The 11119-nt window shown below is 72.1% G+C and carries 9 protein-coding genes; 7 read left to right on the top strand and 2 right to left on the bottom strand.

Features of this window, described 5'->3' with window-relative positions:
• Positions 1 to 146 precede the first annotated feature (146 nt).
• Positions 147 to 731, bottom strand: a complete 585-nt coding sequence (locus ACFQ9K_RS13810; protein ID WP_378719278.1) for a chorismate mutase — start codon at positions 729 to 731, stop codon at positions 147 to 149.
• 274 nt (positions 732 to 1005) lie between these two features.
• Between ACFQ9K_RS13810 and ACFQ9K_RS13805 the strand changes: the two genes are divergently transcribed.
• Positions 1006 to 2718, top strand: coding sequence for a DUF4407 domain-containing protein (locus tag ACFQ9K_RS13805; RefSeq protein ID WP_378719276.1), 1713 nt, complete (start codon positions 1006 to 1008; stop codon positions 2716 to 2718).
• A gap of 273 nt (positions 2719 to 2991) precedes the next feature.
• The gene (locus ACFQ9K_RS13800; RefSeq protein ID WP_378719274.1) at positions 2992 to 4602 is read left to right on the top strand and encodes an adenylate/guanylate cyclase domain-containing protein; all 1611 of its coding nucleotides are present in this window, start codon (positions 2992 to 2994) and stop codon (positions 4600 to 4602) included.
• Between the two features lie 53 nt (positions 4603 to 4655).
• Here the strand turns inward: ACFQ9K_RS13800 and ACFQ9K_RS13795 are convergent, their stop codons facing one another.
• Complete coding sequence (locus ACFQ9K_RS13795; RefSeq protein WP_378719271.1) at positions 4656 to 6203, bottom strand: MFS transporter; 1548 nt, start codon at positions 6201 to 6203, stop codon at positions 4656 to 4658.
• 89 nt (positions 6204 to 6292) lie between these two features.
• On the opposite strand from ACFQ9K_RS13795, the gene ACFQ9K_RS13790 reads away from it, so the two are divergent.
• The 5 genes from ACFQ9K_RS13790 to ACFQ9K_RS13770 all read left to right on the top strand — a co-directional run bounded on the left by ACFQ9K_RS13790 (position 6293) and on the right by ACFQ9K_RS13770 (position 11110).
• Positions 6293 to 6835, top strand: a complete 543-nt coding sequence (locus ACFQ9K_RS13790; RefSeq protein ID WP_378719269.1) for a TetR/AcrR family transcriptional regulator — start codon at positions 6293 to 6295, stop codon at positions 6833 to 6835.
• A gap of 84 nt (positions 6836 to 6919) precedes the next feature.
• Positions 6920 to 7717, top strand: a complete 798-nt coding sequence (locus tag ACFQ9K_RS13785) for a hypothetical protein (protein ID WP_378719266.1) — start codon at positions 6920 to 6922, stop codon at positions 7715 to 7717.
• Positions 7714 to 8751: a DUF4129 domain-containing protein gene (locus ACFQ9K_RS13780; protein ID WP_378719264.1), complete on the top strand. Its 1038-nt coding sequence runs from the start codon at positions 7714 to 7716 to the stop codon at positions 8749 to 8751. The genes ACFQ9K_RS13785 and ACFQ9K_RS13780 overlap by 4 nt, the downstream gene beginning before the upstream one ends.
• Positions 8752 to 8818: 67 nt before the next feature.
• Positions 8819 to 9811: an AAA family ATPase gene (locus ACFQ9K_RS13775; RefSeq protein ID WP_378719262.1), complete on the top strand. Its 993-nt coding sequence runs from the start codon at positions 8819 to 8821 to the stop codon at positions 9809 to 9811.
• Positions 9812 to 9814: 3 nt separating this feature from the next.
• Positions 9815 to 11110 (top strand): DUF58 domain-containing protein, encoded by a 1296-nt coding sequence (locus ACFQ9K_RS13770; protein ID WP_378719260.1) that lies wholly within the window; start codon positions 9815 to 9817, stop codon positions 11108 to 11110.
• The last annotated feature ends 9 nt before the right edge of the window (positions 11111 to 11119 follow it).

The following is an 11119-nucleotide window of genomic DNA, read 5'->3' as shown; positions in this document are numbered from 1 at the left end:
GTCAGGCGGTAATAGGCGCGACTTATTGCGGACTGACGGCCTTTTCACCGAATATTCGCCGACCGGGCGAACTCGAGCGCTGAAGACGGTGCTTAAAAAGGGGTTCAGGGCGTCCTAAGAAATGTTCCGCCCGCGCCGCGCAGCGTTCAACGCGGCGCACACAGTGCCGCTGCGGCACGCACCAGCGCGGCCTGATGCAGCGCGTCGGTATTACCCGCGCCGAATACCTCGAAGACGCTGTAAGCCAATCTTTCCGCGCAATCCGGTGCGGTCAGTTCGGCGCGCCGGGCGGCGAGCTGGTCGACGATCCCCGCGTTCACCCGGTCGATCACCGGACGCACCGAGGCCAGATCCGGGGCCGAACCGGGCGCGGCCGCCGGATCGAACCGCCAGCGGGTGATCAGGCCGCGCTGCACGATCTTGTTGGACTCGATCTGCCCGGCGAACACCTGCCGCACCCAGCCCTCCGGCAGGCCGAGCTGCGCGCCGAGCCGAGCCATCGAGTCGTAGACCACGGCCTCCCTGGCCGGATCGTCGATGGTGGGCTCGGTGCCGGTCTGCGCGGCGCTCACCCACTTCGCCGCGGCCACCGCGTCGCCGGTGTCCAGGCGCTCGAGTACCAGTGCGACCAGGCGGTCCAGCGATCCGCGGTCGCTGCCCGGATCCGCGGTCGCGCTAACCGGCGACACGATCAGGGCCGCCGACATGATCATCAGCGTGACGAACCGCATGAGCTGACCTCCAGGAATCGTTCGCGCGGAAACGGATCATCGAGTCAGAGTAGGCGAACCACGCCGCCCGGTTCCGCCGTCGAGCGCCGGGAAACGGCCTGCGCCAGACCGCTTCCGCGGCCACGTACCCGCACCACAGCGGCGGTTTTGTGAGCCTGGCCACATACGTCCGCTGCCACTCGGTGTGTCGGGGACAGTCCTGTCACGCTGTGACCACGAAACCGTGACGGTTGAGCCCGCGAAATCCCCTGGGACCAAGAGGATGTGAGTTCCCATGACCCTCTCCGGATTGTTCACCTGGCTCGGCGGGGGTCAGCACAGCGAAGTCGCCTACCGCCACGAACACACCAGCTACGCCCTCACCGGCGCGGCGGTGCTGCTGTTCGCGATCGTGTCCGGCCTGATCACCGTGCTCGCGCTGGCCGCGACCGGCAGCTGGGCGGTGCTCGCGATCATCCTGGTGGCCCTGCTCGTCGCGGTGCTCGCGGGTGCGATCGCGCGGGCGCTGGCCACCGTGCGCCCCGGCGGCGGGCCCGACCGGCTCGGCCTGCTCGGCCGGATCGCGCTGGCGGTGCTGGCCGGCGGGCTGGTCGCCGAGCTGGCCGGGATCGTCGTCTTCGGCGGCAGCGTCGACCGGACCCTGGACGAAAGAGCCCAGCGCTCAGTCGCTTCCGCACCCCAGGTGGTCACCGCGCGCGCCGCGCTGGACCAGGCGCGCGCCGACCGGACCGGGCTGGACCGGGCGATCGCCACGGCGCAGGCCGAGGTCGACCGCGCGCTGGCGATCGCCCGCTGCGAACTCAGCCCGAGCCCGGAATGCGCGCAGCTGCCGATCACCAGGGTGCCAGGGCGCGGACCGGAAGCGCAGGTCGCCAACGACATGCTCGACGACGCGCGCAAGCAGCTGGCCACGGCGCAGGGCCGGGTCGAGCCGCTGGAGCAGCGCATCGCCGACGACGAAAGGGCCGTCACCGCAGCCGAATCGGCCGCCTTCGGCGCCGCCGACCGCGGCCTCGGCGCGCGCTGGCAGGCGATGAACGACTACACCACCCGGCACAGCGGCGCCATGCCGCTGCGCATCCTGACCATCGTCGCGCTGATCGCCCTCGCCCTGTTGCCCCTGCTGCTGCGCTGGTGGCGCGGCCAGACCTCGTTCGACCGGCGCACCGCGTTCCTGGATGTCCAGGATCGGGCCGAGCACGAGGCCGACGCGGCGATCGCGATCAAACGGGCCGAGACCCGCGCCGCGGCCGCGGCCCTGCGCGCCGACCAGGAACTCACCGCCGCCCGCCTCGCGGCCGAGGCGGACGCCGCCATCGACCGGGAGCGGCAGCGCACCCGCATCGTCGCGGCCATCGGCGGGCTGGAGATCGGCATCAGCGAACCGCCGCGCCGCCCCGAACTACCAGCCGCACCGGCTGACGATCGAAAGGACAACTCCGTGTCTGCCGAAGGATTCCCGAACCTACCGGCGCCCGTCACCGCGCGGGCGCTCGCACCGAACACCGGCGGGCCCGCCCGGTTGCCCAAGACCGGTGGCGGGCTGGAACTCCCGCTGATCGGCACGGTGCCGTTCACCGACACCGCGGCCAGGTTGATCCGCCCGCTGGTCCCGTCGTTCGTGGCCAACGCGATCGACAACGCCACGCACCCGCTGCGCACGGCGAGGCAGGCGTTCGAAGAGGTCGAGGAGATCACCTTCACGCTCAAGCGCACCCGCAAGGTCACCATCGACACCCAGGACTCGTCCGCGCCTGCCGGGTATCAGCTGGCACCGGGGTCACCGGAGGCGCTGCGCGCCCAGCACCTCGCGGCCACCGTGGTCGACGCGGACTACGGGCAGCCGGACCCGCGCTATCCGGCGCTGCCGGACGGTTCCGGCGACCAGGCGTACGGCCTGCCCAGCGCACGGCAGGACGAACTCGGCGGCCGCCGGCAGTCCGGGCTGCCCGGCCGCGAACAGCGGGAACTGCCGCGCGGGCGCTGATTGCCTACCGTGGGGGCCATGCGACGCGTTCGAGCGAACCGGGCCCGCACGATGTCGGCGACGCACGGGGGTGGCGTCGCCCTACCGCGCTGCCCGATCCGCCACGAACTCGCCCAGCGCCGCCCGCCCGCCGGGCGCGCACGACCGAACGGCCCGGTGGACCGTCTCTGCGCCCGCGCCGAACTGCGGACCCGCCCGATCGTGGCGGCGCTCGGCCGATCCTGGACGTCGGGTCCGGCTCTTCGCGGATGGTCCGGCCTAGGCTTTCCTCCCATGGCCCACAGTGACGTTTCGACAGCCGCCTTCGGGTCGCGGCTGCTCGGGCCGGCGGACGAATCGTCGGGGATGCGCAGGCTGCGGGTGCAGCTGCTGCTCACCGTGCCGCTGGTGGCCGCGAACCTGGCCGGGATGGCGGTCACCTTCGCACTGATCGGCTTCGTGCTGCCCGGTCCGACGGTGTTCACCAGGGAGCTGCTGCTGCTCGATGTCATCGCGACGCCGGCCTACTCGGCGCTGGCCTTGCTGATCGGCATGTGGTGGGGCACGGTCAGCGGGCTGCGCGCGTTGCGCTGGGCGACCGATCCGGACCAGGTGCCGAACGAGGCCGAGCAGATCGCCGCCACCGCGGTGCCGCGCAGGCTGGTGATGCGGCAGGCGGTGCTGTGGTTCGCCGGCGCGGCCGTGCTGACGCCGCTCTACGGCGTGGTCGAGCCCGCGCTGATTCCGAAGATCCTGCTCGGCATCGGGTTCAGCGCCATCGTGGTGTGCGCCAACAGCTACCTGATCGCCGAATTCGCGCTGCGGGCGGTGACCGCGCGGGTGCTCGATGCCGCGCCGTCGCGGCGCAGGCGCGGGATGGGCGTGTTCGCCCGTTCGCTGATCGCCTGGACGCTGGGCACGGGCGTGCCGGTGGCGTTGTCCATGATCGTCGCGGTGTGGGCACTGGTCGATTCGTCGGTGAGCACGGCCCGGCTCGCGGTGTGCGTGCTGTCGCTGGGCGGCGCCACCCTGATGTTCGGCCTGCTGCTGATGATGCAGACGGTCGCCGCGACCATCGCGCCCATCCGCGGTGTGCGCCGCGCGCTGCGGCAGGTGGAGGACGGCGATCTGCGGGTGAACATCACCGTGTACGACGGCACCGAGCTGGGTGAGCTGCAAAGCGGGTTCAACCACATGGTGGAGGGGCTGCGCGAGCGCGAACAGATCCGGGACCTGTTCGGCAAGCACGTCGGCCGCGAGGTCGCCGACGCGGCGCTGGCGGGCAACCCGTCGCTCGGCGGCGTGGAGACCGAGGCGGCGGCGCTGTTCGTGGACATCGTCGGCTCGACCACCATGGCCGCGACCGTGCCCGCCGCCGAGATGGTGGCCATCCTGAACCGGTTCTTCGACATCGTGGTCGACGAGGTCGAGGCGCACGGCGGGCTGCTCAACAAGTTCGAGGGCGATGCCGCGCTGGCCGTATTCGGCACGCCCGCCGCCCTTTCCGATGCCTCCGGCGCGGCCCTGGCCTGTGCCAGGGCGATCCGGCGGCGGCTCGACACGACCGCCAACGACTTCATCGCCGCCATCGGCGTCGCCGCGGGCCGGGTGGTCGCGGGCAATGTCGGCGCCAGGCAGCGCTACGAGTTCACCGTCATCGGCGACGCGGTCAACGAGGCCGCCCGCCTGTGCGAACTCGCCAAACAGGACGACCTGCTCCTCGCCTCCGCCAACACCATCGCCGCCGCGGACCCGGCCGAGACCGAGCACTGGCTGCTCGGCGAGTCCGTCACCCTCCGGGGCCGCCTCACCCCCACCCAGCTCGCGCGGCCGCGCAGCGCCGGATCGCGGGCCGATCGCGACCACCGATCTGGCGGCAGGCACAGCGACGGACTTTCCACGTAAAAGGAGCGGTGCCCCGCTCCGGCGAGACGGAGCGGGGCACGAGTCGACCGCTGCTACGGGCGCGCCGCGCGCAACCGGAACGCCACCACCGCGGCGATCAGCAGGATCGAGGCCGTGCCGATCGCGGCGAAGTGGATGCCGGAAACGAACGCCGTGTGCACCGAGGTGAGGAATTCACCCGATACCGCCTCCGGCAGCCGGCGCGCGAACCCGGTTGCCGCGCCGAGGGATTCCGACGCGACGCCCACCTGGTCGCCGGGCACGTGGGTCAGGTCGAGCCCGTTGCGGAAGATGGCCATGACCACGCTGCCGAGGATGGCCACGCCCAGCGCGATGCCGGTCTCGTAGGCGGTCTCCGACACCGCCGCGGCCGCGCCGGCCCGCTCGACCGGCGCCGAGCTGACCACCAGGTCCGACGAAACCGTCAGCGCCACACCGACGCCCGCGCCGATGAAGAGGAACCCGAGGATGAACGGCGTGGTGCTGCCCGCGGCATCCGGTCCGAGCCAGAGGAACAGCGCGGAACCGAACGCGGCGACGGTCAGCGCGCTGCCGAGCACCGCACCGGGCCGGACCCGCTGCACCAGCCATGCCGCGGCGAGCGAGGCGAGCACGCTGGCGGCCAGGCCGGGCAGCAGGAGCAGTCCGGCTTCCATCGGCGAGTGGCCGAGCACCAGCTGGAGATACTGCGAGCCGAAGAACAGCACACCGGCCAGCGCGAACACGGCGAGCAGGTTGGTGATCACCGCGGTGCGGAACCTGGGCAGCGCGAACAACTTCAGGTCCAGCATCGGGTTGTCCAGGGTGCGCTGCCTGCGCACGAACACCACGCCGGCCAGCACACCGACCACGCCGATCACGCCCGAGGTCAGGCTGAGCCCGTGCGCCGCCGACTCCTTGATCGCGTACACGATCGGCACCAGCGCGAGCATGGACAGCCCGGCGCTCGGCAGGTCGAAACGACCCGGGTTCGGATCTCGCGATTCCGGCACGAGGAACGGGCCGAGGGCGATCAGCACGAGCATGACCGGCAGGTTCACCAGGAACACCGAGCCCCACCAGTAGTGCTCGAGCAGCCAGCCGCCGAGCAGCGGTCCGGCCGCGGCGCCGCCGCCCGCCATCGCGCTCCACACCGCGATGGCGACGGTGCGCTGGCGCGGATCGAGGAACATCGAGCGGATCAGGCCGAGCGTCGCGGGCATCAGCGTCGCACCGGCGACGCCTTGCAGCACGCGCGCGCCGATCAGCATTTCCGGCGAGACGGCCCAGGCCGCGAGCACCGACGCGATGCCGAACCCGGCCGCGCCGATCAGCAGCAGCCTGCGCCGCCCGATCCGGTCGCCGAGGTTGCCCATCATCACCAGCAGGCCGGCCAGCACGAACGAGTAGACGTCGATGATCCACAGCAGTTGCGGCGTGGTCGGCGCCAGATCCGCGCTGATCGCGGGCACGGCCAGGTCGAGCACCGTCGCGTCGACGGCCAGCAGCAACAGCGCGAGCGCGAGCACGGCCAGACCCGCCCAGTCGCGCGCAGTGGCGCGGGGCGGGGTCTCGACGTTCGGCCCGGTAAGCCGGGGGTTCTTCGCGGTGTGTGTGGTCATTGGCTTTCTCGACTTTCGTCGCACATCTCTTCTTACCGTCCGGACGGTACAGTATCAGACATTACCGTCCAGCCGGTATAGTTCCGCTGGTGACGGCCAACACCCGCGACCGAATCCTGGACGCCCTCGAATCCCTGCTCCTGGAAAAAGGCATGTCGCACGTGACGCTGGAGAGCGTCGCGGCGCAGGCAGGCGTCTCCAAGGGCGGACTGCTCTATCACTTCAAGAGCAAGGACGCGCTGCTCGCCGGGCTGGTCCGCAGGCTCACCGACCGCGCGGGCCAGCAGCTGGACGAGCACCTGGAACGCGGCCAGTCGGTGGCGAGCTGGTACCTGCAGACGCCGAACCCGGACAACGCCGTCGAGGCGGTGGAACTCGAGCTCTACCGCTCGATGCTGGCGACCATGCGCACCATCGACGCCGCGGCCGACACCGAGGTCGACGAGGTGCAGCAGGCGCTGATGGAGATGATGGACTCCTGGTCGGACGGGCTGGACAAGGAGGTCGACGATCCCGTGCGGGCCGACCTCATCCGGCTGGTCGGCGACGGCGTGTACCTGCGCGCCCTGCTCGGCCTGCCGCAGATCGACCCGGCGCGCTACCGTCAGGTCGTGGCACGACTGCTGGACTAGACTCGGCCCGTGCTACCAGCCGCCGACCCGGCCGGTGCCGTCGGGGCGGGGAGCGATCCGGTACCAGGGTCCCCTGGAACGACGGTGCCGATCCGTCCGATGACCTTCCGCGAACTGCTGGACGTGCCGTTCGCGCTGATCCAGGCGAACCTGCGCGCGCTGGCCTGGACGAGCGGGTCCGCGCTGGTCGCCGCCGAACTGGCGGTCGTCGCGGTCACCGCCGGAATCTCCGAGCTGACCGGCGGTTCCGATGCCGCCACCGGGTGGGCGGCGGTCCTGTCGACACTGGCCTGCGGATGGCTGTTGCGGTTCGCGTTGCGCGGAACGACCGTCGCGATCGGGCTGGCGAGCGTGTCGGGCGCGCCGATCGACGCGCGCACGGCCGTGCGCCGGGCCCGCGCCGCCGCCGGACCGCTGCTGCTCTTCCAATTCCTCTACACCCTGGTCGGATTGAGCGTGCTCGCGCTGTCCGCTCCGCTGATCATCACCGTCCCGTTCGGCGTGGCCTGGCTCGGCTGGCTGCGGGCCAAGCGATTCGTCGCGGTCCCGGTCATGCTCGTCGAACGGGCCCCGCATCGGGCGGCCGTCGCTCGATCGAAACTGCTCGCCGTCGGCGCGGAATGGCAGACCGCCGGGCTGTGGTTCGTGCAGCGCTGCCTGCTGGCGCTGCTGGCCGTGCCGCTGCTCGGGATTCCCTGGTATCTCTCGGATTTCTCCGGCACCCATCGGTGGCCGGTGATCGTGCTGCTGACCGGCGGGGTGCTGCTGGTGGTCGGGTTCGGCGAGGTCGTCGAGGCCTCGACCAGGGTGGTGTCCTACGTCGATCGCCGCTGCCGCCGTGAGGGATTGGACATTCACGTCCCGGGGCAGGCGATGCGATGAGCGAGTACGACGAAGCGCCGAGCGACATTCCGGCCCCGCCGCGGCTCGGCGCCGCCGCCGACCACCGCGCGGCCGCCGAAAACGCCGCCCGGCACCGCGATTTCGACCGCGCGCTGCGCGAACGCTTCCGCGCCGTGCTACGCGGACTCGAGCAGCGTGGCGTGCTCGAGGTGCGCCGGTCGCGCACCGCGCGCGAGACCGCCGACGACGTGACGACCGCCCTCCCGCTGGAGACCGTCGCCGAATTCCAGCCCGCGGCACACAGTTTCGACGAGGTCGTCTACGGCGGCCGCCGCGCCACCGAGGACGAATACCGCAGGCTCGAATACGCCGACCGGTTCTCCGCCGCGGCGCCGCCGCCCGCCCTCGAACCGACCGAGGTCACCGCCACCGAGAAACCACCGCGCGTCCGCCGGAAACTGCCGCCGCTGCCGGATCTGTTGCGCAACCCCAAGTTCTGGGCCGCCGTGGCCGGTCTGGCCGTACTGCTGCTCCTGCTCTACGCCTCCCTCCAGTCCTGCGGCGCGCCGAACGCGCCGACCCCGCAGCAACCGCCGGACCTCCCGCGCACCAGACCACCCCGCGATTCCGGCGGTTCCGGCTTCGGCACCGGCGACGACGCCATCTGGGATCGGCTGCCCGCCCCGGTGTTCTACGGCGGCCTGCAATTCCTGATCGCCGCCGCCCTGGTGGTGTGGTGGCGGGCGCGCCGGCGCGGCGCGCTGGTGCGCGAACCGCGGCCGGTCGAGGTCGCGGCGAACGAGTTGCTCGCCGGGCAGGCGGCGCTGTACCGGCGCTCGAAGGACCACGAGCACGTCGCGAACAAGCTGCGCGCCGCCACCCTGCGCCGGATCCGCCCGCCGCTCGGCATGACCGCGGACACCCCGCCGGACCGGCTGATCGCCACCGTGGCGGCGCGCACCCGCCAGGATCCGGACCAGATCGGCCGCGCCCTGTTCGGGCCGGTGCCGGACGCCGAGACGCTGGAGCTCGTGGCCACCCAGCTCGACTGGATCGAGGCGGAGCTCGGATGAGACACCAACGCGCAGCACGCTTTCCCTCGACGGCGCGCGGGAACCCCCGCATGACACTGGAGGTCGGATGACCATCCCCACCAAGGACGACACCAACCACACCCCCGGCGCCGAGGAGGCGGCGGCGGCGTTCGCGGCGCTGCGCACCGAGATCGGCAAGGCGGTGGTGGGCAACGACGCCGCGATCATGTACCTGGTGCTGGCGCTGCTGTGCCGCGGTCATGTGCTGCTGGAAGGCGTTCCGGGCGTGGCGAAGACGCTGCTCGTGCGGGCCTTGGCGACGGCACTCGACCTGGACCACGCCCGGGTGCAGTTCACCCCGGACCTGATGCCCGGCGACGTCACCGGCTCGCAGATCTACGACCCGCATTCGGCCGAGTTCACCTTCCGGCACGGCCCGGTGTTCACCAACCTGCTGCTGGCCGACGAAATCAACCGCACGCCCCCGAAAACCCAGTCCGCGCTGCTGGAATCCATGGAGGAGCGCCAGGTTTCGGTGGACGGGCAGCCGCGGCCGCTGCCCGATCCGTTCGTGGTGATCGCCACCCAGAACCCGATCGAGCAGGAGGGCACCTATCCGCTGCCGGAGGCGCAGCTGGACCGATTCCTGTTCAAGGTCGACGTCCAATTGCCCGGCCGCGACGACGAATTCCGCATCCTGCAACGGCACGCCGCCGGCTTCGATCCGCGCGACCTGGCCGCGGCCGGCCTGCGCCCGGTCGCCGGGCCCGCGCACATCCTGGCCGGCCGGGCCGCGATCGCCAAGGTGACGATCGCGCCGGAGGTGCTCGCCTACATGGTCGACGTGTGCCGCGCGACCCGCATGTCCCCCGCCGTGCAGCACGGCGCGTCCACCCGCGGCGCCACCGCCCTGATGGCCGCCGCGCGCGCGTTCGCCTGGCTGAACGGGCGCGCGTTCGTCACCCCGGACGACGTCAAAGCCCTTGCCGTCACGGTGCTCCGGCATCGGCTGCAGCTGCGGCCGGAGGCGGAGCTGGATGGCGTGACCACCGAGGGTGTCATGTCGTCGCTGCTGCTCTCGGTCCCGGTTCCGGTGTAGTCCGTGGTCGTCACCGGTCGGCTGGCCGCCGCGGCGGGCGTGCTCGCGCTGCTCGTCACCTTCGTCGTTCCGTCGCTGCCGGGCGTGCTGCTCGCGACCGGCGTGCTGGCCGCCGCGCTGCTCGCCGACCTCGTCGCGGCCGGGCGGGCCCGCGACCTCGCGCTGTCCAGGGCGCCGCTGACCACGGTCCGGCTGGGCCGGACCACCGAGGTGGAACTGGTCGCGGTGAACAACGGCCCGCGCACGCTGCGCGGCACCGTGTGGGACGACTGGCCGGACAGCGCCCGCACCGGGAACCGCACGCACACACTGGATCTGGACCCCGCCACGCTGGTGCGCTTGCGCACCACGCTGACCCCGGCCCAGCGCGGCGACCGGGTGGCAGGTCAGGTGACCATCCGCCTGATCGGGCCGCTCGGCCTGGCGGGCAGGCAGACCCGCCGCGACGTCCCGGCCCGGGTGCGCGCGCTGCCCGCGTTCCGCAGCGAGCGCCTGCTGCGCTCGAAAGTCAAACGGCTGCAACAACTCGAGGGCCGCAACGTGGCCAACCTGCGCGGGCAGGGCGACGAATTCGACTCCTACCGCGAGTACGTCGCGGGCGACGACGTGCGCGGCATCGACTGGCGCGCCACCGCCCGCGCCACCGATGTGCTGGTGCGCACCTGGCGCCCGGAACGGCACCGGCACCTGCTGATGCTGCTCGACACCGGCCGGATCAGCGCGGGCCGGGTCGGCGACGGCACCCGCCTGGACGCGAGCATCGAGGCCGCGCTGCTGCTCGGCGGGCTCGCCGCCGCCGCGGGCGACTCGGTCGACCTGCTCGCCTACGACCGGGAGCCGCGCGCCGAGGTGCGCGGGATCAGCGGAAAAGGCTTGCAGCTCCAGCTGATGCACGCGCTGGCCGGCATCACCCCGGCCCTGGTCGACACCGACAGCGCGGGCCTGGTGCGCGCCGCCGTCCAACGCACCCGCAGGCGCAGCCTGGTCGTCTGGTTCACCAGTCTCGACGGCGCCGCGGTGCAGGAGAACCTGCTCCCGGTGCTGCCGACCCTCGCCCAGCGCCATCGCGTGCTGATCGTCTCGGTCACCGACCCCGACGTCGCCGCGGCCGCCACCAAGCGCGACACCCGCGCCGACCTCTACCCCGCGGCCGCCGCCGAGTCCATCCTCGCCGAACGCGCCCTGGTGCAGGAGTCGTTGCGCCGCAGGGGAATCGCGGTGGTCGCCGCCTCCCCCGAGCACCTCGCCGAAGCGCTCGCCGACGAATACCTGGAACGCAAGCAGTCCGGCACGATGTAGCGATCCGGC

It is taken from the genome of Nocardia sp. NPDC056564 (genome assembly GCF_042793755.1).
In the GTDB taxonomy this organism is placed as follows: domain Bacteria; phylum Actinomycetota; class Actinomycetes; order Mycobacteriales; family Mycobacteriaceae; genus Nocardia.
This window is presented reverse-complemented; position numbering and strand designations above follow the sequence as displayed.

Coding starts and splice junctions, on each gene's coding strand:
- ACFQ9K_RS13810 (WP_378719278.1), bottom strand. CDS start 731: ATGCGGTTCGTCACGCTGATGATCATGTCGGCGGCCCTGATCGTGTCG.
- ACFQ9K_RS13805 (WP_378719276.1), top strand. CDS start 1,006: ATGACCCTCTCCGGATTGTTCACCTGGCTCGGCGGGGGTCAGCACAGC.
- ACFQ9K_RS13800 (WP_378719274.1), top strand. CDS start 2,992: ATGGCCCACAGTGACGTTTCGACAGCCGCCTTCGGGTCGCGGCTGCTC.
- ACFQ9K_RS13795 (WP_378719271.1), bottom strand. CDS start 6,203: ATGACCACACACACCGCGAAGAACCCCCGGCTTACCGGGCCGAACGTC.
- ACFQ9K_RS13780 (WP_378719264.1), top strand. CDS start 7,714: ATGAGCGAGTACGACGAAGCGCCGAGCGACATTCCGGCCCCGCCGCGG.
- ACFQ9K_RS13775 (WP_378719262.1), top strand. CDS start 8,819: ATGACCATCCCCACCAAGGACGACACCAACCACACCCCCGGCGCCGAG.